The organism is Pseudonocardia sp. Cha107L01 (assembly GCF_052566575.1).
This window is the reverse complement of sequence record NZ_CP199579.1, coordinates 1374263-1399294: the sequence shown is the minus strand read 5'-3', so window position 1 is coordinate 1399294 and position 25032 is coordinate 1374263. Positions and strand designations below refer to the sequence as shown.

General features: G+C 65.7%; 22 protein-coding genes and 1 tRNA gene. 13 read left to right on the top strand and 10 right to left on the bottom strand.

The annotated features are described in order from the left end of the window. Positions 1-3: 3 nt before the first annotated feature. Positions 4-1347: a DNA cytosine methyltransferase gene (locus ACTXG6_RS06640; RefSeq protein ID WP_445189932.1), complete on the bottom strand. Its 1344-nt coding sequence runs from the start codon at positions 1345-1347 to the stop codon at positions 4-6. Between the two features lie 490 nt (positions 1348-1837). Between ACTXG6_RS06640 and ACTXG6_RS06635 the strand changes: the two genes are divergently transcribed. Both ACTXG6_RS06635 and ACTXG6_RS06630 read left to right on the top strand, forming a co-directional pair. Beyond that, a complete protein-coding gene (locus ACTXG6_RS06635; RefSeq protein WP_445186879.1) occupies positions 1838-3277 on the top strand; it encodes a helix-turn-helix domain-containing protein in 1440 nt (479 codons plus the stop codon). Beyond that, positions 3274-4197 (top strand): NAD-dependent epimerase/dehydratase family protein, encoded by a 924-nt coding sequence (locus ACTXG6_RS06630; protein WP_445186878.1) that lies wholly within the window; start codon positions 3274-3276, stop codon positions 4195-4197. The genes ACTXG6_RS06635 and ACTXG6_RS06630 overlap by 4 nt, the downstream gene beginning before the upstream one ends. Before the next feature lie 145 nt (positions 4198-4342). Here ACTXG6_RS06630 and ACTXG6_RS06625 read toward each other — a convergent pair whose 3' ends face one another. After that, positions 4343-4672, bottom strand: a complete 330-nt coding sequence (locus tag ACTXG6_RS06625; protein ID WP_445186877.1) for a helix-turn-helix domain-containing protein — start codon at positions 4670-4672, stop codon at positions 4343-4345. A 754-nt stretch (positions 4673-5426) separates the two neighbouring features. Between ACTXG6_RS06625 and ACTXG6_RS06620 the strand changes: the two genes are divergently transcribed. From ACTXG6_RS06620 to ACTXG6_RS06575, 10 genes are all read left to right on the top strand, one after another. Further along, entirely contained in the window at positions 5427-6185 is a 759-nt protein-coding gene (locus ACTXG6_RS06620) for a hypothetical protein (protein ID WP_445186876.1), read from the top strand. A gap of 166 nt (positions 6186-6351) precedes the next feature. Then, on the top strand, positions 6352-6684 hold the full coding sequence (locus ACTXG6_RS06615; protein WP_445186875.1) for a hypothetical protein: 333 nt from the start codon (positions 6352-6354) through the stop codon (positions 6682-6684). Further along, positions 6681-7103: an SsgA family sporulation/cell division regulator gene (locus tag ACTXG6_RS06610; RefSeq protein WP_445186874.1), complete on the top strand. Its 423-nt coding sequence runs from the start codon at positions 6681-6683 to the stop codon at positions 7101-7103. Before ACTXG6_RS06615 ends, ACTXG6_RS06610 begins: the two co-directional genes overlap by 4 nt. After that, positions 7100-7918 (top strand): hypothetical protein, encoded by an 819-nt coding sequence (locus tag ACTXG6_RS06605; protein WP_445186873.1) that lies wholly within the window; start codon positions 7100-7102, stop codon positions 7916-7918. The genes ACTXG6_RS06610 and ACTXG6_RS06605 overlap by 4 nt, the downstream gene beginning before the upstream one ends. 35 nt (positions 7919-7953) lie before the next feature. Further along, the gene (locus ACTXG6_RS06600; protein ID WP_445186872.1) at positions 7954-8154 is read left to right on the top strand and encodes a hypothetical protein; all 201 of its coding nucleotides are present in this window, start codon (positions 7954-7956) and stop codon (positions 8152-8154) included. Then, positions 8147-10399: a cell division protein FtsK gene (locus tag ACTXG6_RS06595; RefSeq protein WP_445186871.1), complete on the top strand. Its 2253-nt coding sequence runs from the start codon at positions 8147-8149 to the stop codon at positions 10397-10399. The genes ACTXG6_RS06600 and ACTXG6_RS06595 overlap by 8 nt, the downstream gene beginning before the upstream one ends. Positions 10400-10687: 288 nt before the next feature. Then, the gene (locus tag ACTXG6_RS06590) at positions 10688-11695 is read left to right on the top strand and encodes a bifunctional DNA primase/polymerase (RefSeq protein WP_445186870.1); all 1008 of its coding nucleotides are present in this window, start codon (positions 10688-10690) and stop codon (positions 11693-11695) included. Between the two features lie 68 nt (positions 11696-11763). Continuing rightward, the gene (locus tag ACTXG6_RS06585) at positions 11764-13233 is read left to right on the top strand and encodes a DUF3631 domain-containing protein (RefSeq protein WP_445186869.1); all 1470 of its coding nucleotides are present in this window, start codon (positions 11764-11766) and stop codon (positions 13231-13233) included. A gap of 204 nt (positions 13234-13437) precedes the next feature. Further along, complete coding sequence (locus ACTXG6_RS06580) at positions 13438-13791, top strand: helix-turn-helix domain-containing protein (RefSeq protein WP_445186868.1); 354 nt, start codon at positions 13438-13440, stop codon at positions 13789-13791. Between the two features lie 2 nt (positions 13792-13793). Further along, positions 13794-15056: a tyrosine-type recombinase/integrase gene (locus ACTXG6_RS06575; RefSeq protein ID WP_445186867.1), complete on the top strand. Its 1263-nt coding sequence runs from the start codon at positions 13794-13796 to the stop codon at positions 15054-15056. A gap of 425 nt (positions 15057-15481) precedes the next feature. Here the strand turns inward: ACTXG6_RS06575 and ACTXG6_RS06570 are convergent, their stop codons facing one another. The 8 genes from ACTXG6_RS06570 to ACTXG6_RS06535 form a co-directional block, all read right to left on the bottom strand. Beyond that, positions 15482-15664 (bottom strand): hypothetical protein, encoded by a 183-nt coding sequence (locus ACTXG6_RS06570; protein ID WP_445186866.1) that lies wholly within the window; start codon positions 15662-15664, stop codon positions 15482-15484. Positions 15665-17540: 1876 nt separating this feature from the next. Further along, the gene (locus ACTXG6_RS06565) at positions 17541-18515 is read right to left on the bottom strand and encodes a hypothetical protein (RefSeq protein ID WP_445186865.1); all 975 of its coding nucleotides are present in this window, start codon (positions 18513-18515) and stop codon (positions 17541-17543) included. Continuing rightward, the gene (locus tag ACTXG6_RS06560; protein WP_445186864.1) at positions 18508-18687 is read right to left on the bottom strand and encodes a hypothetical protein; all 180 of its coding nucleotides are present in this window, start codon (positions 18685-18687) and stop codon (positions 18508-18510) included. The genes ACTXG6_RS06565 and ACTXG6_RS06560 overlap by 8 nt, the downstream gene beginning before the upstream one ends. Before the next feature lie 454 nt (positions 18688-19141). After that, positions 19142-19229, bottom strand: a tRNA-Ser gene (locus tag ACTXG6_RS06555). Between the two features lie 72 nt (positions 19230-19301). After that, the gene (locus ACTXG6_RS06550; RefSeq protein ID WP_445186863.1) at positions 19302-20102 is read right to left on the bottom strand and encodes an SDR family NAD(P)-dependent oxidoreductase; all 801 of its coding nucleotides are present in this window, start codon (positions 20100-20102) and stop codon (positions 19302-19304) included. 90 nt (positions 20103-20192) lie between these two features. Then, positions 20193-21893, bottom strand: a complete 1701-nt coding sequence (locus ACTXG6_RS06545; RefSeq protein WP_445186862.1) for an AMP-binding protein — start codon at positions 21891-21893, stop codon at positions 20193-20195. A gap of 92 nt (positions 21894-21985) precedes the next feature. Next, positions 21986-23071: an extradiol ring-cleavage dioxygenase gene (locus tag ACTXG6_RS06540; protein ID WP_445186861.1), complete on the bottom strand. Its 1086-nt coding sequence runs from the start codon at positions 23069-23071 to the stop codon at positions 21986-21988. Positions 23072-23108: 37 nt separating this feature from the next. Beyond that, positions 23109-24116: an amidohydrolase family protein gene (locus ACTXG6_RS06535; protein WP_445186860.1), complete on the bottom strand. Its 1008-nt coding sequence runs from the start codon at positions 24114-24116 to the stop codon at positions 23109-23111. 176 nt (positions 24117-24292) lie between these two features. Between ACTXG6_RS06535 and ACTXG6_RS06530 the strand changes: the two genes are divergently transcribed. Then, the gene (locus ACTXG6_RS06530; protein ID WP_445186859.1) at positions 24293-24988 is read left to right on the top strand and encodes a FadR/GntR family transcriptional regulator; all 696 of its coding nucleotides are present in this window, start codon (positions 24293-24295) and stop codon (positions 24986-24988) included. Positions 24989-25032: the final 44 nt, after the last annotated feature.

The following is a 25032-nucleotide window of genomic DNA, read 5'->3' as shown; positions in this document are numbered from 1 at the left end:
AACTCACATCTGAATCAACGGGTAGTCAATTTGTATGGCTCGATCGCAAGGATCCACGAGGGAGAGCCGCAACGCGGCTGCTGCGGCTGCGGCAAGCGATGGTGGCACAGCGTTACCGACTTGGCGGTAACGAGAGTGTGCCGCGCCGCCGCTGATTCGCCCGGGCAGAATACCGTTCCGACAATCGGTGGTGAAGTGAAACCGATCCGGAAAGCTTTGGAGCCTGGCGAACTCGCGGACACTCAGTGATCTAGGGACCGAGTAGTGGTAGGCACAGTCTGCCTTGGTGTTGAGGGTCCATGCCCACAGGTCGGAATGCAGCCTTCGGTAGGCGTAGTAGTGGGAGCGACCTAGACGCCCGCTGCCATTGCTGGGCCCCCACTTCGCGCCACTCAGGTATCGAGCGCGGAGGTAGTCGGGAAGGTCGCGGTGGTTTCCTCCGGGAGGGATGCCGGCGAGTCGAAGAACCGTGTCCCGTTGGCAGCGCGGCACGCTGACGTTGGTCAGCGCGGCTCGACAACCGGCCCGCATTAGCTTCTGGTAGGCCGACGTCGCCACTGGGAGCTCGCCGGTCTCGAGCGTCTCTGCACGCCTGCCAGGATGTAGCTGAGCTAGGTCGCCAATAGCCTGTGAGACTGACACCAGGCCCTCGTCGAGCGCGTCAGCAAGGCGGACAGCAAGCATCTCACCTACCTCGTCAGTCCGTGCGGTGACGGCGTACCCAGACCTCAGACTCTCCTCCGAGCGGGCAATCCCGCGAGGGAGTCTGACTAGCTGTAGGGCGCCGGTTGCGCCCGTTCCGGTCAGCGACGGAGGTTCAGTTCCGAGGTCTGAGCGCACCCCGAGGAACAGCAGGCGCTTGCGCGTTTGCGGCACGCCGAAGTCGGCAGCGTCCACAAGCTGGGCGGAGACTCGGTATTCACCATCGAGCTCAAGGTCCGCTTGAACCTGTTCCTTGACCCCCATTTGTGCCATCCCAGGTACGTTCTCCATAAGGAATCCGATGGGGCGCGCGTTCTGCACCGCGCGGACGAATTCTCGGTACAGGCTATTTCGAGGGTCGTCGATCAGGCGAGTATGGTTGCGGACTTGAGAGAACGCTTGGCACGGTGGTCCACCCACGAGTACATCAGCCGTGGCTGTCACCTCGGCGAGCTGTTCGCGGAGAGCGGAGTCCCGCACGTCCCCACACAAAACGCGAGCTGCCGGGAAGTTGGCCTCGTATGTAGCGATGGCATCGGGATCCTGGTCACTACCTGCAATGACTCGATACCCAGCTTGCCGAAACCCCTCCGAGAGCCCTCCTGCGCCGCAGAAGAGGTCTACAACGCGGAGAGCGCCTGACATTCTAGGGACCAAAGCAGTCATGACCCGCCGATCTCGGCCAACCCAGCACGTGCAAGATCGAATGGGGTCTGCGAACTGTAAAGACTACGGTTGTCAGTCTCTCCGCACAGGCACAGTTCGGGTCGTACTGCCATCCGCACAGGAAAAACCTCACAGTCCCTGCTCCCGCATGGACGACGCGGACCAGGTGAGCCATAGTTCTGCGGCGATTCCATCGGGATCTTGAGCCACCTTCACTGGCAAGTACTGGGGAGGCACCTGAAGGTACTGCACACTGTCCCGGGCGAGGAGGCCCACTACGCGGAGACACGACGGCCAACTATCCATGGCCGGACGAGCACGAGCGATGCCCAGACGGCGGCAAACGTCAGCTAGCAGGCTCAGGCCATGGCTCAACCCCTGACATGCCGTCGTACCCCTGCGATCATTGGACGCATTCACTACGGCACGGGGGGGAACCGTGGGGCTTACCTCGACAGGTCAAGAGTGGTTGCAGGTTGCGCATGCCGCGTCGGCACCGCCTGACGGTTCGGATGTCGGCGAGGTCATCCGCTGGTACCGGACGCGGGAGAACCTGACGCAGCAGGAGGCCGCAGTCAAGCTCCGCACGACCCAGTCCCGCTTGTCCAAGTTGGAGAAGGGCTCACAGGCACTTAGAGACGTCTCTGAGCTGCGCCACATCGCCACCACGCTGGGCATCCCACCTGAACGGTTAGGGGTGCTCCCCGATCACTCCCAGGACTCCGTCCCCCACGCCGCCCTGGTGAGCGACAAGCCGGGCACGGTCCATGACAGTCAGGAGCGCTGGCGGGCCGTTAGGCGCGAACTGAACGCGAACCGCGCTCACTTGGGAGACCTGGCCGCCGACCTCTATCCCCGTGAGCAGCGCATCCCGGGGACGTCAGTCCTGACGCTGCCAGAGTGGGTGCCCGACTCGCCCGTTGACCTGGTCAACGTCGACCTGGCGTGGCGCCCAGAATCGCCTTGCACCGAGCTGGATGGCAGGTCGTCCGAGTCTGCTCAAGCGCGCCCGTTGATGGCGACTGGCAAGCGCTACGACCGCTACTCGCGTGCACTCCGAGATCTCGCGCGACCAAAGCTGCTCGACAACCGGGTGAGCTACCGGCTGCTCGACGTTGAGTGGGCCGGCAACCGAGGCGCACTCGGGTTCAACTACACCAGCTACTTCGACGTACTCGACGTCGGCGAGGCATTGGGCCATGAGTTCGCTCTGGCCTGGCTGAACGCAGGTCGGAAGCGCCCGAGCTTTGCGGACCTACCGTTCCGTCGGGCGATCATGGATCCGTTCGACCTGTTGAAGCGACCGATGCTGCCGAGCATCAACACGCTCACCATCCGGCGTGACCCGATCGAAGGCCACCGCATGTACCTGCACCGGCGCGATGCGAAGGCAGTCGCGGCCGCCGGCGGCATGTACCACGTTGCGCCAGCAGGCGTGTTCCAACCGGCCGCCATAGCGCCGGCTCACCAGTCGAATGACTTCTCGCTCTGGCGCAACATCCAGCGCGAGTTCTCGGAGGAGTTCCTCGGCAACGCCGAGCACGACGGCAACAGCATCGATCCGATCGACTACGACACGGACGAGCCGTTCGCATCCTTCAAGAAGGCTCGCCAAGCCGGCGACTTCCGCGTCTCCGCCTGCGCGATGGTGCTCGAACCACTGACCTTGTGGGTTGAGCTGCTCACAGTCGCTGTCATCGAGGCCCCGACGTTTGATGAGCTGTTCTCGGAGATGGTGGCAGTCAACGAGGAGGGTGAGGCAATCAGCACGCAAGCTGGCCGACCGACCGTTGGCATCCCGTTCACGTCGGATGCCCGGGAGCGCCTGCGCTCGGAGCCACTGTCGCCAATCTCCCGTGCTTGCATTGAGCTGGCGTGGCAGCACCGCCACACGCTGCTGGGCCGATGAGGGTTCTCGTTACTGGCGCAAGCGGGTTCGTCGGCTTCGCGGTTGCGTCTCTCCTGGTCGCCGAAGGCCACGAAGTCACTGCGCTCACCCGCACCGACACCGCTGAGGTACCGAAAGGCGTGGCGCGCGCGGTCGGCGACCTTCGCGACCGTGAGGCGACTCGCCGGGCGCTCACGGGTATCGAGGGCGTCTGCCACCTGGCCGGCATAGCCAAGGTCCGCGAATCCTTCGCTCGACCCCTCGACTACTGGGAGACCAATGTCGGGGGGACGCTCGCCATCCTGAGCGGGCTCCTCGAAGCAACAGCACCCACTCGGATCGTCCTGGCATCTACCTGCGCCGTCTACGGCACACAGGCAGTACAGCCGATGACAGAGACCACTCCCCTGGATCCGAGCAGCCCGTACGGGACCAGCAAGCTCGCAGCAGACCAAGCGTCGGCAGACCTTGCCGCGACCGGCGCGATCGGAGCTACCAGCCTCCGCGCCGTCAACATCGCCGGCGCGGCGTACGGACGCGGGGACCTGGACGAGAGCCGACTCATACCGAAGCTCCTGGCTGTCCAGCAAGGTCGGGCGCCAGAGATGGTGGTCAACGGCGATGGATCGGCGGTCCGCGACTTCGTCCACGTGGCGGACATGGCGGCAGCGTTCTCCCTTGCCCTGGCCGCGTGCGAGCCCGGCACCTGGCGCACCTACAACGTCGGTAGTGGCCGCCGCACCAAGGTCAGCGACGTCATTGCGGCCACCGAGTCCGCGACTGGACGACCAGTCCCCCTGCGCCGCCGCCCTCCGGCGAACGAACCGCCCGAGGTACTGGCCGACAGTTCTCTAATCCGCACCGAGCTGGGTTGGCAGCCAAAAAGATCGGATCTGAGCGAGATCGTCGGAGACGCCTGGAGCGCCCTGACCTGCGGGTAGTTCGTTCGAGAATATTCGATCTGGGAATAGCGCGAAGGCGACTAGAGATCGCCTATTGCGGCGGTTCGAATCGCGGTTTCCTAGTCACATGGAAGCAACGGGAACACACAAACAACCGGATCAGCCCGGCGGAGCGGACGCAGAGTCAGCTCTGAATCTGCCGCTCGATCTCAGCCAGCCGCTTCTCTACTGCCTCGAGTCGGGCTGCCATGTCGGCACGTTGGGCCGGGTCGCGGGGCACGGCCGAGATCTGACCGCGAAGCACCTTGCCGAGGTGGTCCGCTGGCCAGCCAACGGCCTCGGAGATCGCCGCGAGGGTTCGCGGCTGACGGCGTCGCGTGTTCAGCACATGCACCAGCTCGCGGACCGTCGTGAGAGAGACCTGTGCGGCCCCGGCGAGGTCGGTCATGGTCATGCCCTGCTCGTCCAGACGGGCTGTGAGCGCATCGCCAACGGCCTGCCAGTCGTGCTCCATCGGCCCTCCTGTGGTCGCAGCTCCCCAGCCTAGCCCTCACTAACAACATCGAGCGTGAAGTGACACCAGCCTGTTGACTAACTACCAATTTAGTATCAAACTGAGCGCGATATTGACAGTCTGCGCCATCGCGGGACGCCAGCGTTCCGGCCTGGTGCCCGACCAGTTCGGGCACCTCCCAGGCCGCTGGACCTCCAGTCAGCTCTCGGGGCTGGCGTGACGGCTGCGCCTTCGTTCTTTGAGAACTCCATAGCGGAAACCGTGTTCTGGCAGACCTGCCACGCGCTGCCCGGTGCCCAGCGGATCCCCGCTGCCGGCCGGGTCATCGGAGGTCAACAAGGCTGCCACCTGCGCCGTTGTGCGCCGATCCTCCACGTCTTGCCGTCTTGCTTGGGGCGTGGCGTGGGGGTGTCGGGGACTAACGGACCCAAACCCTTGGAGGAGCAGTGAAGAGCAACTCACGCAACGCACGTCAGAGGAACTACTTCCCTGACGGGCTTGACGAGACAGCGATCGCATCCCTGATCGCGGACGTAGCTAGGACGGTCACCGAGTCACCGGAGCCGACGTCGGCACTGATGGATGGCAGTGCGGCGGAACGCCGGCGCCGCCGGATGGAGCGCCGGGCCCTTGCCGCCGTGGTTCGGTCGCTGCCACTGCGCGACGTCGCTTCGCAGCCGGTAGGCGAGGTGGCCTGATGAGCTGGTTTGGCCGTCTACCGGCACCCCCAGAGCGCGCCTGTAACGGACCGCACGTGTTTACCCCGTGGCTGGCCTGCGGCTGTGACCAGGCAATCGCCGACCACGCGGACGAGTTCTTCGCCGACGGTTCCTGCGCGTTCGAGTACCGCACCTGCCGGTTCTGCTCGGCCGCCCAGGAACGCCACGTCAGCGATACCGAGGCACCCACCGTGCCCAACATGCCCAGCCCTGAAGCGGGCTCGCCCTGGTGGTCCCTCCGCCAAGTCGTCTCACCAGGCCGGGTCACCCGACCACCAGGACGACAGCAAGCAGGACAACAACAGCGGCACCGAGAGGAGAGACCAGCGATGAGCTGGCACAACGAGAACCCGACCAATTCGAACGACTACGAGGAGCGCGACATGGTGATCATTGATCGGTACCCGAGCGAGGCCGTTTTCGAGTCGCGCCGGGATCTGCTGGCAGCACTGCTCCGAGTGGCGCTCGACATGGGCGTGATCGGTGTCGCGGTCACTTTCATCAAAGCCGGTTCGGTCCCGACGTTGTTGGACGCCGCCGGCGGTCGGATCGCCTGGCTGATCGCAGGTGCAGTCGTTGGGCTGTTCGTCCTTGATGAGGTACCGGAGGCCATCAGCCAAGCCGGTCAAGCAGCCCAGCGGTTCCTAGAAGTCCGCGTCTACGCCCAGCACATCCTGGCGATGCCGCTGGCCGAGCGGTTGTTCGTGATCCCTACCGGCGAGCCGGACGACGCCAGCCCGATTCCGCCGGCCGGCCCCAGATCAGCCGACGACGCCACCGGCGGTAAGCGGTGATGGCGGCAAACGACGCAGCTGAGCGGTTTGCACCCCGGCCCGGCGGTCCCTCCGCCAAGACGTTCCACCGGGCCGGGTCTCCCAACCACCAGGACGACAGCAAGGAGAGCCCCATGGTATTGCGCCAAAGCTCCGCCGGCCGGGACCAGATCGGCGGAGGTGTCCGATGAACACCGGGATTGTGGCTGTGCTCGCGGTGCTCGGCGCGCTATGGGCGTTCAACTCCGGAGCTAAGGCCGGCCGCACCATCGAACGCCGGGCCCGAGAGATATCCCGTACCGGGCAAGTCTTGCTGACTTCCGGGCTAGTCGGGGCGGTCATCGCGGTCACGCAGTGGGTGGTGATGACCCACGTAGCCAGCCCGAGTTTCGGCACCGTGGCGCTGGTGCTCGGAGTGCCAGGCCTGTTGGCCGGGATCACGGTGGGCCGACTGGTCACGGTCACCACGACTATCGAAGACGCCTCCCACGGCGCGCGCCGGAAAGGGAAACGGCGATGAACAGCGAAAGCGTCACGGCCCTGGTGGTCGCACAGCTACAGGGTGACGGCGAGCCGATGCCGGTCCGAGTCGAGCTGCGGTGGGACGCCACTGATCCCTACGCAGTCTGGGTGGTGTTTCAGACCGGGCGCACCGACGCCGGCGACGTGCCGTGGGTGCTGAGTAGGGAGTTGCTGGCCGAAGGTCTGCACGCCCCGGCCGGGATCGGAGACGTCCACATCCGCCCTGATGAGGCCGAGCTGTTCATCACCGTGCTGGAGCTGAGTTCGCCCTCGGGCTACGCGCTGTTCGAGCTGGACGCCGTCGATCTGTCCGAGTTCCTGGAGCTGACCTACGACCACGTCCCTCTCGGCGCGGAAGAGCTGTTCATCGACCTGGACTTCGAGATCGCCATGTTGTGGGAAGGGGAAAACCGGTGAGCATCATCGACATTTTCACCGCGCTGGGCTGGCCGCGCCGGCTACGGCTGCCCCGCGGCTGGCAGCTCTGGGTGCTCGCACTTCCGGCGTCGGTCGCGATCTGGTCAGGCTGGGTCGCCCTGGGGGAGATGTGCGCGTTCGGGCTGGTCCACCCGCTACCCGGGATCGCTGACCAGGTGCAGCTCAACACGGCGATCACACTGCCGGTCGGGGTGGAGGCCTACTCGGCGTACGCGTTGGGCACCTGGCTGTCGGCGCGGCCGATGCGGGTCAAGGCTCGGCGCTTCGCCAAGTGGTCCTCAATGGGCGGGCTGGGGTTGGGCCTGGTCGGACAGGTTATCTATCACCTGCTCACCATCCAGGGCTACGCCAAGGCCCCAGTCGCCGTCGTGGTCTTCGTCTCGTGCCTCCCGGTCCTGGTCCTGGGCGCCGGGGCGACCCTGCACCACTTAATCGACGAGCCCGCTGAGAAGTCCAGCAGCGCGCAGGCCCCGGCTGTCGAGCAGCCCGAGTCGTCGACGATGCGGACTCCCAAATCGGCCAGCCCGCCGGCACCACGTGCCGAGCGACCGGGCCGCCGCAAGCCTAAGAAGGCGGCGCCACGTCGGCTGTTCGCCGACTACCTCACCGACGCCCGCGCCGCGCTAACTCCGGAGGTCGATCCGACTCCGGTGTGGTGCCGTCAAGTCACCGGCTGCTCGGCCGGCACCTCAGTGAACCTCGCCAAGGCGCTGCGCGCCGAACGCGACCAGACGGGCCCGGTCACGGACCTACCGAACACCACCGCTCGTGCTGAAGAGGAGGTAGCCGCGTGAACACAACAACCACGAACCCCAAGGAACCACCTGACATGAACGAAGGACTGACCACTCCGGTGAGCACCCATAGAGAAAACCCCGACGGGCCCAGCACAGGAACCGACCACAACCCGATCCGGGCACGCACCGGACAGACCGACAACACCCTGCCTGGTGGTCCCTCCGCCAAGACGTTCCACCAGGCCGGCTCTGCCAACCACCAGGTCGACAGCAAGGAGCCCCACGATGTCTGAGCTGACTATCAACCCCGTCGGACCGGACGAGGAGCCCGAGGACCCGTTCACGAACCAGCCGGCCGGTCCGTTCACGAACGACGATCCCCGGCAGCTCGTGAACGGCAGGACCGGGGACGGTCGAGTCTTCGCCCCCACCGAACAGGCGCCGGGCGAGGTGATCCACGCCGAGGTGCTCACCGAGCAGGAGAACGCCGAGCTTGACCGGCGGATCTCGCGAGCCGTTGCCGTCCGCCAGGCGACGTTGGCCCGGGCGTCACAGGCCGCGCTGGTCATCCGCCAGTCCGAGCGACCGGCCCAAGCCGGCCGGCTGGCGGCCCGTACCGGCGTGCACATCTACCAGGGAGTGGAGTCATGGCTGCGGCGAGCGTGGGACGCCTCCACGATGGGTGCGTTCCGCCGGCAGATCCGAGCCGCCGAAGCCATGGGCGATCACGTACGGGTCGGGGAGTGGATCGAGCGAAAGGAACAGGTCAAGCAGGCCCGTCACGATCGCGTCCGCGAACTACCCACCCTCATCGCCGGGGTCGCCCGGGTCGCGCTCGGAACGGTCTCGGCGCTCGTGCTGCTCACCTTGCTCACGGGTCTGTTCGTGGAGATCTCCGGTGCAGGCCAGTTCACGAGCTTCATCCTCGGGATCCTGGCCGTGATCCGGTGGGTGCTCACCGCACTGGCGATCGCCTGGACGCCGCTGCTGATGTCGCTGCCGTTCTGGCTGGTGCTGGCCGCCTACCGAGAAGGCCGCCGGCTCGGCAACGCACCGAGATGGCTCAACACCTCGGCAGAGGCTGACATGGACGTCTCGATCGACGAGACCACCATTGCCCGCGCGTTGGAGGCGTTGCGGATCCCGCAGATCAACGCCTACCTCAAGCAGGGTCTGCCGATGCAGTTCCTCACCCCAGCCCGAGTCGACGGGCGCGGCACGCACGCAGTGCTACGGCTGCCTGCCGGGGTCACGGCGGAGAAGATCGCGCGGCGCCGCGCGGACCTCGCCACCGGGCTGCACAGGCTGGCGAAGGAGGTGTGGCCGACTACCGGCACCGAAGCCGGCATCCTGGATCTGTGGGTCGCCGACAAGGGCGCCCTGGCCGAGGGCGCCGGCGCGTATCCGCTGCTCGAAGACGGTGCGGTGGACGTTTTCAAGGGCGCCCCGTTCGGACGGACGCTGCGCGGTACACCGATCTCGGCGCCACTGATCGAGCGCAACACGATCACCGGCGGCCAGCCCGGACAGGGCAAGTCCTCGGCGGCCCGCTGCATCATGGTCGGCGCCGCCCTGGATCCGACCGCTGAGCTGCGGATTTGGGTACCGGACACCAACTTCGACTTCGAAGCGTTCCGGCCTCGCTGTTCCCGGTACGTGATGGGCGCAGAGGACGAGCACATCGAACAGATCCTCGAGCAGCTGCGCGAGCTGCACGCCGAGGTCCAAGCACGAGGTGAGCTGCTGGTCCGCTACGAAATCCCGGCCGTCACCAGGGAGTGGGCCAGCCGAAATGTCGGGCTCCACCCGCTGTTTTGCCTGCTGGAAGAGGCGCACGTGGCCATCCAGCACGGCACCTACGGCGCGGAGATCTCGAAGCTCTTGTGCGACATCGTCCGATTAGGTCGCAAGCGCGGAATCCACCTGATCGTCTCCACCCAGGCGCCGACCAAGGACTCGATGCCTCGGGACGTGACCCGCAACTGCTCAAACGGCATCGCGTTCGCCGTCGGGGACCACGTGGCCAACGACGCCCTGCTGGGTCAGGGTGCTTACGCCGGTGGTCACCGGGCGACCGAGCTGATCCCGGGCACTGACAAGGGAACAGCGGTGGTCAAGGGGTTCTCCGGACAGCGCTCGGAGATCGTGCAGGTCTACTTCCTGGACATCTCCAAGGACAACGACCAGATCACCCCACTGATCGAGCGCTCCATGGCTGCGATCGAGGAACGCGGCAGGGTTCCCGGCGCCGCGACGCGAGCCCCTGCGATCGAGGCCACCCGGGATCTACTGGAGGACCTGGACGCTGTGCTCGGTGACGAGCCGGTCCCAGTCGCGGACCTGCCCGCTCTGCTGTCCGCGCATGCCCCTCGCTGGCTGCCTTATCGGCAGCTGACCGGCAAGGCACTACGCGAGCGCCTAGCCACCACACACGGGGTCAAGGTGCCCTCCACCGGCAACAAGTGGCCAGTCGATCCGGTCACTATCCGTGACGCCCTGGCTAGCCGGGCAACCGGAGACCTGGATGAGCAGGACTAGGTGCCGCACGTGCTGAGTTAGGTCGGATCGGTCCGTCAAAACCGCGCGGATCGGCCTCCCCAGGCCCCGGATCGGTCCGACCTAACTCGGCACTAACCCTAACTCATCGCAGGTCAGCAGCTCAGAGGGCGTGCCTAACCCGGCGAGTGAAGAAACTAACTCGCCCGCCGGCACCTAACTACCCAGCTAACCCCGCTCCACCATCCGCCGCGATACCCGACATCGGGACACGACGCGGCCTTCCACACCCAACAACAGTCACTTACCGTCACCAGGAGTTCGCCAGCTATGAGCACCGACCTCTGTACCCAACGCCTCATCAGCAACGCATTCGGCGGGCTGCCGCCGGACGTACGCGCTCGGATCACCGGCTGGATCTGCTGCGCTGAGCAAGGCTGGCACCTGTTCCCGGTCCGGCCCGGCGACAAGCGCCCCGCGATCACCGACTGGCAACAGCGCGCCAGCACCGACCCGGCGCGGTTGATCGCCTTCTACAGCCAGCGGCCCCGGTTCAATGCCGGGATCGCTGCCGGACCGTCCGGGCTGGTGGTCATCGACTGCGACATGCCCAAACCTGGCACCGTCGCCGGCACCGGTCGGCTCGTCACGGGCCTGGACACCCTCGCCGAGCTCGCGGCGGCCGCCGGGGCCGAGATCCCGGACACCTTTACCGTGAGCACCCCGTCCGGCGGACAGCACCTGTACTTCCGGGCACCGGCCGGCCCCCCGATCGGCAACAGTGCCCGGACGCTCGGAGTGCTGCTCGACAGCCGGGGTGTCGGCGGCTATGTCCTGGCACCGGGGTGCTGGCTCGCACCCCGACGGCCCAGCCGAACCCGGGCCGGGCGCTCCGGCGGGTCCTACGAACTGCTGGATGACACCCCGCCCACTGAGCTGCCCACTTGGCTACACCGGGCACTGTCTGCTGACCGCTCCACGGCCAGCTCAGGGGCAGCTGAACCGCTCTCGGCGGCGCTCCGTTCACCGGGGCGGTATCTCGCGGCAGTACTGCGCGAGGAGTTGCAGCGAGTCCACACAGCCGGGAGCGGGCACCACAACGCGGCGGTGTTCACCGCCGCCCGCGCCCTCGGCCAGCTCGCTGCCGGCGGTGCCCTGGACATGTCCGAAGCCGAGGTCATGCTGACCCGCGCCGCCGAGCCGATCGCCGCCGGGCCGTGCGACTGCACGGTGCGGGGCCTGGCCACGACGATCCGGTCCGGGCTGGTCTACGGCGCTCGCAGACCCCGACGTCTGCCCACTGTCGAGCAGGCCACCAGCGAGAAGTGCGGCGCATGAGCGCGGGGCCTGATCAACCCGGCGCGTCACCGCGCACATCGCCAGAGCACGCCGCAGGAGGTGCGCACATGACTAGCGATTGGGACTACACCATGACCGCGATCGACTCCGCGATCAGCGAGACCGACGGCCGCGTGTGCCGCAAGTGCGGCAGGCCGCTGGGCGTTGCTCCGTCAGACGACTTCTGCTCCGAGGACTGCCAAGCACTGTGGCTGACCGGCCGCGCTCGCGGCGTACCGGCCGAGAGCGCGCAAGAAACCGACGAGTCGACTGAGGTCACCCCGCTCCGCCCCCTCGACTGGCTCGGGCCCGCCCCGCCAGGCGCGATCCCCCGGCAGGGGCACGATGTGCTGGACGAGGTGGCGGCGTTCGTCTCGCGCTACAGCGTGTTCCCGGACGGCCACTGCGTCCCCACGCTGACGCTCTGGTACGCCCACACGCATGTGGTCGACCGCTTCTATATCACCCCGCGATTGGTGTTGGACTCCGCCGAACCCGGATCCGGCAAGACCCGCGTGTTGGAAGTCGCCGCCCACCTGGTCGCTGCGCCGGAGATGACTATCTCGGCCACACCTGCGGCGCTCTTTCGACTCGTATCGGCCGGGCCGATCTCCATCTTGTTCGACGAGGTAGACGCGATCTTCAACCAGAACGGAGGTAGCAACGAGGACCTACGCGCACTGTTGAACGCCGGCTACAAGAACGGCGCGACCGTCGCGCGGTGTGTCGGCGATGCCAAGGCGATGAAGGTCCAGCGGTTCCACGTCTTCGCCCCGGCGGCACTGGCCGGGATCGCCGGCGCCATGCCCGACACCATCACCACCCGGGCGGTCACCATCCACATGCGCCGCCGCCGGGCCGACCAGGCTGTAGAGCCATTCCGACAACGGGTGGTCGAACGAGCAGCGACGCCGGTCCGGGAGTCGCTCGCCGCCTGGATGTCAACGATCGCCGACGAGGTCGGGGTTGCCGAACCCGACATCCCGGACGGAGTCACCGATCGCCCTGCCGAGATTTGGGAGCCACTTCTCGCCATCGCCGATGCAGCCGGCGGGCACTGGCCAGCCACCGCCAGGGCCGCGTGCGAGTACTTCGTGCTCGACAGCGGGCCTCAGGTCCGCTCCACCGGTGTGCGGCTGCTGGCCGACCTGCGCGCCATCTTCACCCGCCACCAAGCCGACCGGCTGCCGTCGGCCGTGCTGCTGGCCGCGCTTCTCGAGATGGAGGAATCAGGATGGGCAGACCTCGAAGGCCGACCACTCGACGCCCGGCGTCTCTCCAAAGAACTCGGTCGCTACGGGGTGCGGATCGTGCCGTTCAAGCACGCCAGCGCCACCGTCAAGGGCTACGTCATCTACGGCACCGACCGCCAGCTCGGCCTAGCCGACGCCTGGAGCCGCTACCTGCCCGCCGTCACCGAACCCGCCGGCAGCGGTAACCCCGGTAACTCCGGTAACCGCGCAGGTCAGCCGGTTACCAATGAATCCTCGGTTACCGATCCGTCGGTAACCGCATCGCAGCCGGGAACGCATGAATAGCTGGCGCACCAAGCTCGGTTACCGATCCCTCGGTAACCGCGCACCTAACGGTAACCGCCTGAACAGGCAAGTTACCGACGTTACCGGGGTTACCGACCCCACCAGCCACTCCGTGGCGTCCACGAACCACCCCAATCACAGGAGGCAACCCATGCACCGAAACGCGCCCACCACCAGCGCTGCCACAGAGGAGATCCCACCAGCATGGGCACCCAAAGCCACCTGCGGCACTACACCGCCAATCAGCCGTCCACACGCACCACGGAGGTAGCCGGGCTGCTCGCCCAGCTTGCTCGCCTGCTCGCCGTTGACCAACCACGGGAGACCCCCGACCCCACGACACCTGCAATGCCCACGCGGGTGCTGCTGACCGTCGAGGAGGCCGCCGAAAGCCTGGGAATCGGCAAGACCAAGACGTACTCCCTCGTTATGGCCGGAGAAATCGCATCCGTCCAGATCGGACGCCTACGACGAGTTCACATCGACTCGGTCCGTGAGTACGCAGCCCGACTAGTCGCCGACCAAACCACCGTCCGGACGCAGCTGAGGAGGGGCTGACCATGGCACGCAAGAACTCACGAGCGGCGAACGGCCGGTCCAGCATCTACTACAGCGAGAAGGACCAAAGTTGGCACGGCTACGTCACCGTCGGACTCAAAGACAACGGCAAGTCTGACCGGCGCCACGTCCGGGGAAAGACGAGAGCAGAAGTCACCACGAAGGTTCGCGTTCTCGAACGGCAACGTGATGACGGCAGCGTACGGAAGGCCGGCCAGACATGGACTGTCGAACAGTGGCTAACGCACTGGCTGGAGACGATCGTGGCGCCGCCGGCGATCACCGAGAACGCGCACTCCGCATACGGGGTGGCAGTCCGAGTTCACCTCATTCCAGGTATCGGCGCGCATCGCATCGACCGGCTCGAGCCGGAGCATCTCGAACGGCTCTATCGAAAGATGGTCAAGAACGGCTCCAGGCCGGCGACGGCTCACCAGGTTCATCGCACGATCCGGGGAGCGCTCAACGAGGCGCTGCGACGGAAGCACATCACAGAGAACCCGGCCGTCCTGGCACGCGCGCCGCGGCCCGACGAGGAGGAGGTCGAGCCGTGCACGGTGGAGGAGGTCAAGCGAATCCTCGACGTCGCCGACTCCGACCGAAACAGTGCCCGGTGGGCGGTGGCCCTGGCTTTGGGGCTCCGGCAGGGGGAGGCGCTCGGACTCAAGTGGACTGATGTCGACCTCGACAGCGGCACACTGCTCGTGCTGCGAAGCCGCCTCAGGCCGAAGTGGATGCACGGCTGCAAGGAGCCGTGCGGCCACAGGTACGGCGGTCACTGCCCCGACCGACTCCCTCTGAGGCCAGAGACGTCCGACACGAAGTCACGAGCAGGAAAGCGGGGTATGGGTCTGCCCGATCCCCTCGTGTCACTACTGAAGAGGCACCGGGAACGCCAAGACATGGAGCGCGAGGCCGCGTGTGATCTGTGGACTGAGACCGGCTACGTCTTTACGACGCCGACCGGTCAGCCGCTCAACCCGCGTACCGACTACACCGCGTGGAAGCAACTGCTCGAACGGGCGGGAGTTCCGGAACGCCGGTTGCACGATGCTCGACACTCCGCCGCCACTGTGTTGCTGCTGCTCGGCGTCACCGAGCGGACTGTGATGGCGGTGATGGGCTGGTCAAGCACCGCGATGGCAGTGCGGTACCAGCACATCGTCGCATCCATCCGGCGAGAAGTTGCAGACCAAATAGGCGACCTCATCTGGAAGCCACCAGGAGAGCCACCATCGAGCGCAAAAGCCGGCGGGCACCGATAACGGACCCGGGCCGCCGCGTCGAACTGGACATCGTGTTCTTGCGAGAGTGCCGGGGTGCTCCCTTGACGGCGCCCCGGCCACCGCGTGCAGACGGCGGCTCAGACCTGATCGATCAGTCGCTGCGACTTGGGCGCAGGACCGAGGCCCGTCTACCGCCCGTCTGTTACAGAACACCGCCTCCCACCAAGCCGCCCAACAGCCGAAGACCAGCCCGACTCGTAGCCCAACGGAGGGCGATCGGTGGCGTACCGCAGACCGAACTACTTGCATCGAGTTGGGGCTGGCGACGGGTGTAGCCCACCCGCATCGGGCAACACAAGCCGACGTCGGACCTCGAGCTGCCTGATTCCGGTGTGGGGCGTCAGCACCGCGCAGACGTCTAGATCACGACTCTCGCTAGCAGAATTTGGCGCGAGCCATCAGACTTAATCCCCCCACGGTGACCGAGCCATAGCAACCTCTGCCTCCACCGCGCGACGACTGCGCGATAGCTCTTCAAGATCCTGCTCAAGGCGCTGCTTGTCGTCTTCATCGATCAACTCGTCGGGCCGCTGAGGCAGCTCCAAGTCGGTCTTGGCCGGCTCAAGAACGTTCTTTCTTGTCGTCACTAGGCCCTCCTTGCAGTCTTATAGCCGTAGATACGAGTGACCCGGGCCGACCGTTACCGCAACGTCCCAGTGTCACACAAATCGTTATGACAATGCAACCTCCAGTCCGGCTACGCTGAGCGGCGGCCCGTCACTGAACGTAGCCGCGTTGAGCAACGCTCATCACCCGATAGGCTACAGCGTGCTCCGATGTGACTACAATCACTCTCTCATCGCTTGCAACCCGTGAAGGACTAAAAGTGTCCCAGAAGCAAACAGGACCGCCCAGCGTGTTCACGGTTGCCGGTGCGTCCATCTCCTCGGACTCTAGTTTGCCTCCGGGCGAGTAACGGCGATCATGCAACTCAAGGACTGGGAGTACCCAAATCCTGCCGAGATTGTTTACCCAACCGCTTCAGAGGACTGGGATAAACTACTCAAGAGATATCTACCATGCAACAACTCCCGTCCGCTGCGCAGATGCTTGCAGATAGCCCGTGAACACGGCACAAAGACAGTAGTCGTTGAGACCCGCTATCTTGATCTAGACTATCGCAGCGAATACGCTGCATTCTACGCGCGATCATTCCGCTTCATACCGGATTCGACCCATCGGATCCATTTCTTCTCGACGAGAATCGAGACTGGACGCCTTGTCGATCTACCGGATGCTTGCGGCTATTTAGGTTACGTCGTCGTGCGACCCTCCAGAACTGGACCGGTCGCACGCGCGATGCTGAGTCCCCCCGCAGATATGGTTGACTATGTGCGCACTGCGGAGAGGGAGATCGTATACCTCTTCGGTCAGCCGCTCGAGATTATCGCCGCCCCATTCGCTCAGCAGGATGCAGGTTTGGGGTCCTGTGCACATGCTGCAGCATGGATGTGTCATTACAGTGCGATGCTGCGCGGGGACGTGAGCCGCCGCGTAAGTGCAGACTTCGCTCTTCTTGCAGACCCACGGCTAACCCCAAACAGACCGCTTCCGACTGTCGGCCTTACAGCGTCGCAGGTCAGTGATCTGTTTCGGAAGTTTGGCTTGCCTGCAACGTATTACGCCGTGGGGCGGCTCCCGCAACAAAAACTCCCTTGGGGGAAGCCGGATCCAACGCCAGTTGAAGGCGAGCCTGCCGCACGATGGGATTCCCGAATCGCCTCCGTCGCATGCCGCTACCTAAATTCAGGCTATCCAGTAATTATCAACACCTTGGATCATGCATTTGTTCTCATTGGGTGGCGTCGCCTAACGCTTGAGAGACAGGGTGTGGAACTGATACGACACGACGACCAAGTAGGCCCTTATCTGCGCGTCGCCAATATCCAGTACGACACCTACATTGATCCGCTAACCAGTGAGACACGTGAGCACGCGCCTTGGCGGACGCTGCAAATACCTACGCCCGCGAAGCTATGGCTCGCTCCTGAGGCAGCAGAACGTGCTGGCGGGACATTCCTTGTAGGTGTATCTCGCCGTGTCGTTGCGGCACGTGAAGCCAAATCTGGCTTAGCGAACGTTAGCAGTCTCGATACTCTGATCTCTCAAGATAGACTTGCACTCCGCACCTACGCGCAGACGTCGAACACCTACAAGCAGAGGCTAGATGGTCGCGGCTTTACCCGCCGAGCGATTCGCGAGTACCGTACCGCTCGGTTCTCGCGGTACGTCTGGGTAGTCGAGGCGATCGATCGGGATCTCAGAAGCCGAAACCTACCATGCGTTGTGGGCGAGGCGATCTTCGATAGTACGTCGAGCGAGCTAGCCCCACATCGTCTTGCACTGCGGGTGCACGGCGCATTGTGGGTTAGTCAAACCGATGGATCCTACCGAGGACCAGTTGACGATGTTGCTACACCTGTTAGTGCGGGCGGCCGCGGACCAGCATGATTTATCGTGTCATTACTTCGTCAGTTCGATCTTGATCGTGTTTCGTTCAGGGTGGCGCATCAAGATTTGATCGGAAGAGAGGCTGATTGATTCTGTTGGACAGCCGTTAACGACCTCCATGGTTGTAAATCGATAAGGATCAATACTGCTACCACTGCCGCCTTCGAGAATTACCGGAACCTCCCCGGAGGGTAGCCGGCATCGGTCAAATTGGAGTCCACTCCATATTTTTTGGCCGATATCTGACAAGATAGGGGTCACGTACGCGACCTGTCCCACTGGTTCCTTGTTGTCTGCGGCTAACGATAGCTGAAATCCGAGCCCTCCTAGGGCTGCCAGTAGAGCAAAGAAACAGATAGATTTACTTCGATCTTCGTAAAGTTTGCGGAGCTGTATAAATGTGGCGTCGCGGAGCAGCCGCCGAGTCGTCTCCCAGTATACCTCCCTGTTGGCGATGGCAGTAGCAGCTTCGGGTTCAAGAACGGCGAGCCGCTTTTCGAGCAATGTCCGGGCGTCGCCTCGCGGCAAGCTCCGAAGTTTCCTTTCCGTACGACGAACATCGGCCGACATGTTTACGGCGCGAAGTTCGTGCTTCTTGAGATTCTCGACGAAATTATTGAAACTATTTGCATCATTGGGAAGACGTGTTCCGGCAGATCCATCTAGCTCGGCAATCAAGACTGACGGCAAAGAAGATAGCGTAACGCGCACGGGCATCAAAATCGCGGCGACTTTCAATATTAGAACGACAATCCCAATTAGGCTTGCGGCACCTAATATTATGGCGACGATTAGCTGCAGGCTGTCATGTTGCCATGAGAGCGTCGGCCTTGAGACAATCGGACCAACACCGAAGATGACTCCAGCTGTCGCTGCGAGTGTGCTGATGATCCACTTTGCAGCAGATCGAGTCTGACTGCCTGCCTGGGCATGGACGACCTCCTCTTGGATTGACGAGGACGGGGTGGTGTCGGCCGAGTTACTCATCGTCGACTTCGTCTTGCGGGTCTTCGAGGCGGCGCAATACCTCAACGTCAGGTGAAGCGAATATGGGATCGAGTCCTTCCACCCAGTTCCCGTCCTCCCATATCCACACTATTCCGCCGGCCTCGTCAACAAGATATTCACCAAATTTTCCAACTCTGGTGGGCTTGGGCATCGTTCCTCCTGCGCGTCCCGTGTGACTACAAGGTCGAGGCTCAGCGCCTGGACGTTACCCCGGTCACAGCATCTCTTCGGTTCGCGGCGATCATCTCGACAGACCGGTCAACGGACTTGAACCCAGATCTTGGAGCAAGCGATCTAATTCGGGGTACTTCGGTAGCTGACCCCGTCGGGTGTGCTGGACCGGACGCCGTTCTACCGCACGGCGCTCGGACCGGACGAGCACCAGAAGACAGCCGTGGTGACCAACCCAAGTACTCGAGCAGGCCGCTAGTTGAAGCGAGTCCCACAGTTTACGGCGACACAACGTCGGTCGTGTGAGAAGTGCTGTCGCCCCCTCGGAGCCTCGAGAACTGCTCAGACTCGAACAACTGCAACCAGAACTGCAACCACAAGCGAAAAGCCGGGCGCTCCCTGTGCGGGAGGCCCGGCGTTTTGCCTGGTCACACTGGCGGTGGCGGTGGGATTTGAACCCACGGAGGCTTGCACCTCACACGCTTTCGAGGCGTGCTCCTTCGGCCGCTCGGACACGCCACCGCCGAAAACCTTACCTCAGCCGTGCGGGCCGCGAGCCAGGGCCCGCATCACCGTTGAGCCGGGGCGCCCAGCTCAGATGTGCGCCTGGCCGGTGGAGGCGCTGGTGCCGCCGTCGACCGGCAGGACCACACCGGTCACGTAGGACGCCGCCGAGCTGGCCAGGAACAGCACGGCCGGGGCGATGTCGGCGGGCTGGCCCACCCGGCCGAGCGCGACACGGTTGACGAACCGAGGGAGCAGCGCCTCGTCCTCGGCGAACGGGCGCGTGACATCGGTGACGGTGAACGCCGGGGCCACCGCGTTGAGCCGCACGCCCTTCGGACCCCAGTCCAGCGCCAGCGAGCGGACGAAGTTGGACACCGCCGCCTTGGTCGCGTTGTAGCCGGCCTGGCCCCAGTCACCGCGCATGCCGGACACGCTGGACACCGCCACCAGGTTGCCGCCGGACTCGGCCAACTTCGGCAGCGTGGCCTTGGCCAGGTGGAAGAACCCGTCGATGTTGGCCCCCCGCAACGACTCCCAGTCGGCGTCGTCCAGCTCGGTCAACGGCCCGTTGGCATACCCGGCGGCATTGCTGACCACCACGTCCAGCCGGCCGAAGCGGTTGATGACCTGGTCGACCAGTTGGCGGACCTGCTGCCCGTCGCTGACGTCCGTGGTGATGGCGGCCGAGCGAGCCGGGTCGGCGTCCTTCAGAGCCTCGTCGAGCTTGTCCTTGCGCCGCCCGGTGATGACCACGTTCGCGCCGGCGGCGAGGAACGCCTCGGTGATGGCCAACCCGATCCCGGTTCCGCCGCCGGTGACCAGCACGGTCGAGCCGGTGAAGTCGTAGGTCGCGGTCCCCCGCGCGTTCGCGGTGCCCTCGTTCGCCATGTCCGTGCCCCCTACTATCGGATGTCGACCGGCAGGGACCTAGGACACTGCCGGGTCCGGGATCATTCCTCGGGTCCGGCGCTACCGGCGTCAGGAGTCCTTGAGCTCCGGGAAGTCCTCCTCGCGGTACTCCCCCTGCCGGGAGCCGCCCTGCTCCTGGCCGCGCAGCTGGACGCGACGGATCTTGCCGGAGATCGTTTTGGGCAGGTCGGCGAACTCCAGGCGGCGGATCCGCTTGTACGGGGCGAGCTGTTCGCGGGCGTAGCGCAGGATGGACAGCGCGGTATCCCGGTCGGCGGCGTGCCCGGCGGCGAGCACCACGTACGCCTTCGGCACGGCCAGCCGGATCGGGTCCGGCTGCGGTACGACGGCGGCCTCGGCCACCGCCGGGTGCTCGATCAGCACGCTCTCCAGCTCGAACGGGCTGATCCGGTAGTCGGACGCCTTGAACACGTCGTCCGCGCGACCGACATAGGTGATGTAGCCGTCGTCGTCGCGGTTGGCCACGTCACCGGTGTGGTAGTAGCCGCCGGCCATCGCCTCGGCGTTGCGCTCCGCGTCGTCCCGGTAACCCACCATCAACCCGAGCGGCCGCTCGGTCAGCTCCAGGCAGATCTCGCCTTCCTCCGCGACCTCACCCGAGGCCACGTCCACCAGCGCCACCGTGAAGCCGGGGATCGGGCGGCCCATCGAACCCGGCTTCACCATCTGACCGGGCGAGTTGCCGATCTGCACGGTCGTCTCGGTCTGGCCGAAACCGTCCCGGATCTTCACCCCCCAAGCCTTCTCCACCTGCTCGATGACCTCAGGGTTCAACGGCTCACCGGCGCCGACCACCTTCGCCGGCGGGGTCTTCAACGCGGTCAGGTCAGCCTGGATCAGCATCCGCCACACCGTCGGCGGCGCGCAGAACGAGTCGACGCCGCACCGACCGATCACCTCCAGCATGGTCGCCGCGTCGAACCTGGCGTAGTTGTAGATCAATACGGTGGCGCCGGCGTTCCACGGCGCGTACACGTTCGACCAGGCGTGCTTGGCCCAGCCCGGCGAGGAGATGTTCAGGTGCACGTCGCCGGGTTCGAGGCCGATCCAGTACATCGTGGACAGATGCCCCACCGGGTAGGACACCTGGGTGTGCTCCACCAGCTTCGGCTTCGCCGTGGTGCCCGAGGTGAAGTACAGCAACAGCGTGTCCGACGCCTTCGTGACCCCGTCCGGGGTGAACACCGGCGACTCGTTGCCCGAGTCGGCGTAGGACACCCAGCCCTCGACCTGCTCGCCCACCGCGATCCGGGTGTACTCACCCGACACGGCCGACCACTTGTCGGTCTCCGCCGACGCCACCACCACGTGCTTGGCCTGACCCCGGTCGATCCGGTCGCGCAGGTCGGACTCGGCCAGCAGCGTGGTCGCCGGGATGACCACCGCGCCCAGCTTCATCGCCGCCAGGATCATCTCCCACAGCTCGACCTGGTTGCCCAGCATCAGCACGATCCGGTCACCGCGCACCACCCCGCGCGAGCGCAGCCAGTTGGCCACCTGGTTGGACCGGGCGGACATCTCCGCATAGGTCCACTTCCGCTCCGAGCCGTCCTGCTCGACGATCCACAACGCCGGCCGATCCGCGCTGTCCGGGGCGGCACCCAGGTGGTCGAACCACTCCAACGCCCAGTTGAACTCGTCCAGCACCGGCCACCGGAACCCGGCATACGCCGCGTCGTAGTCCTCCCGGTTGTCCAACAAGAACTGCCGCGCGGCCCGGAACTCGGCCAACCCCGTCGTCTCTGACACCGAACCTGCTCCCTATGTGCCGCGTCCTTGCAACCGAGCGACGACTGTATCGCCGGCCGTCGATCCCGGTCAGCTCATTCACCGCCGCCGGGTCACAACTGATCCGGAGCCCCCGCCTCACCGAAGATCGCGAAGCACTTGTTCGAGTTGAACACATCGGTGGTGACGAACTCCGACCAGCTCAGCGGTAGGTCGAGCTCGTGCATGGCGCCGGCAAGGCAGAACCAGTTGAGCATCTCGTGCTGACCGGCATCGACGACCTCCTTGCCGGTGGTGGCCGTCCAGACGTCCCAGTCCCGGCGGGTGAACGCGTCGTAGAGCCGCCGGTCGGCCGGGGTGTCAGGGCGCAGGTGCCAGTCCTTGTCGTTCAGGAACGCGTGCGACCAGCTGGAGGAGGCGACCAGCGCCACCCGCTTGTCGGTCTTCGCCAGCGCCCTGGCCACGGACGCCCCCAGCGCGAAACAGCGGGCCGGGGTCGGGCCGACCGGGTCCAGCCGCTCGTCGGTGATCTCGGCGAACCGGGCCATACCACCGTGCCGGACGATGGCGTGCTGGCCGTAACAGTTCACCGTGATCGGCAGGATCTTGTACGGGAACTCCCGCCCGGCGTTGTCGTAGTCCAGGAACAGCTGGGTGTTCGCGATCGCGTGCGGGAAGTGCCCGTTCTCCCGCTTCTGATACGAGTACGCCACGTCGAACCCGTCGCCCAGCAGGTCGTTCGCCAGCCGCCGCGCCCCGTCCGCATCGCCGTGCAGGGTGAACGTGGTGTCCTCCGGCAGGCCCCAGGCGTTCGGTGCGCCCCGGTTGAACATCAGCGAGAACGGGTCGACCTCGGTCTCACCGTAGGCCAGCACGCAGAACGGCGGCACGACCTCCTCGCGGAAGTTCTCGTACTGGTCGTCGCCCCAGACCAGCACCACGTCCGGCTGGAACTCGTCCAGCGCCTCCCGGGTGCGGGCCAACCCGGCGCGCAGCTCCTTGCGGTGCCCGGCGGCGGCCGCCGTGCCGCCGTCGCCGGCCCATTCCCGACGCATCAGCTCCGGCCAGTTCGCCGGGTCCTTCTCCGGCTCGGGGATACCCGGGTCGGTCAGGGTCCAGCGGAGGAGGTCGGCCATGTGCTCGTCGGTGACGGCGAGCAGTGGGTAGTGGGTGATCCCTAGTCCGAGGAACTGTGCCATGCCGCGCCTACCTCCAGATCTGTGCGGTGCACTCCAGCTAGCCCTTCATGAGCGCCAGTGCGTTGTCCCTGCCGATGGCCGCCTTGAGCAGCGCGGACAGCTCCTCATCAGGTGCCTTCAGCACGGCGCCGGTGGGCTCCTCCTTGGCCGCGAACGGGTAGTCGGTGCCCAGCACCACATGTTCCGCGCCGTAGCGGTGCACCGCCAGCAGCAGGCTCGCCGCGTCGTAGGTCAGCGAGTCGCTGTAGAGCTGGGTGGCCAGCCGGCTCGGCAGCTGCTCGTCCGGAACCGCCGAATTCTTGATCCACTCGCCCTTGTCCAACCGGGGCAGCAGCCAGGGCAGGGTGCCACCGCCGTGCGCGAGACACATCCGCAACCCCGGGCGGCGGCGGCCGAACGCACCGCTGGTGAGCAGGCCGGCGGCGGCGATCCCGGTCTCGGACGGCATGCCGGCGCCGAACGGGATCTTGAGCTTGGTCAGCCGGGGGTCCAGCGTGACGTCGGCGGGGTGCACGAAGACCAGCGCGCCGAGCTCGGCGGCGGCGTCGAAGAACGGGTCCAACTCGGGGTCGCCGAGCTCGGTGTCGCCGACCCTGGTGCCGATCTCCACACCGAGAAAGCCCAGCTCGTGGATGCAGCGGCGCAGCTCGGCGATCGCCCGTCCGGTGTCCTGCAGCGGCACGGCGCCGAGCGCGCGGAACCGGTCCGGGTGGGCGCCGGTGAGCTCGGCAAGGAACTCGTTCTGCGCGGCGGCGAGCACGGCGGCGCCGTCGGCCGGGGCGTCGTGGCAGAAGGTGACCGGGGTCGGCGAGACGACCTGCACCGCGACGCCGTCGGCATCCATGTCCCGGAGCCGGCGATCGGCGGACCAGCAGCGGTCGTCCACGTCCCGGTACGGAGCACCGCCGAGCAGGATCCGCGCCGTCGTGTCGTCGAGCCGCTGCACCGACGGCCAGCGATAACCTGGCTCGGCGGCGCCCAGATCGGGCATCGCCGGCGAGATCGCGTGAGTGTGAAGATCGACCAGCCCATCCCGGTCGGTCATGGGGCCACACCTCCTGGCTGCGCTGCCGTTGCGACTCCGACCTTAGAAATCCTAGTATCAGAATTCAAGAGGTTGGCTCAGAACTTTGACGAAGCCGCTGCTGAGGTGCTCTCATTCTAGTGGCATTTGATTTTCACGGCCTACGATCACGTCGATGACCAGCACCGGAGGACCGGATGGCGGCTGACCCGACACCTCGAGCTTCCCGGGCGCAGCAGGTCGCCGCAACGCTCGAGACGCAGATTCTGGCCGAGCACGCCGAGCCGGGCACCCGTCTCGGCCTGCGCACCGAGCTGATCAGCCGGTTCGGGGTCAGCCCGTCGGTGATGAACGAGGCGCTGCGCATCCTGCGCGAACGGGACCTGGTGGAGGTCAAACCCGGGCCGAACGGCGGGGTGTTCGTGGCCAACCCGCCGCCGCAGGTCCGCCTCGGGGGCATCGACCTGTGGCACCAGGGGCTCGCCGTCGACCCGGAACAGCTCTTCGAGGCCCGCCGGTACCTGGACACCATGTTCCCGGCGGTGGCCATGCAGCGGGCCACCCCGGAGGACATCCGGGCCATGGAGTGGGCGCTGGACGACATGCGTGCCGCCCGCGAGAACCCACGCGCCTGGATGGACGCCAACCTGCGGCTGCACCTGGCGATCGCCAGGGCGTCCCGGATCGAGGTGCTGATCGGGCTGTACCAGACGATCGTGTCGGTGCTCAGCGCGACGATGACCAAGGCCAGCTTCGTCGAGGGCCAGGAGGGTCCCCGGGCGCACAACATGGAGGTGCACACCAACATGGTCGCCGCGATCCGCGACCGGGACGCGGCCACCCTGGAGAAAATGCTCGCCCAGCACCACGAGGACATGGTCCGGGTCCGCTGAGCCATCCCGAGCCACGCGGGCCGACAGACCCGCGCGAGCCCGCC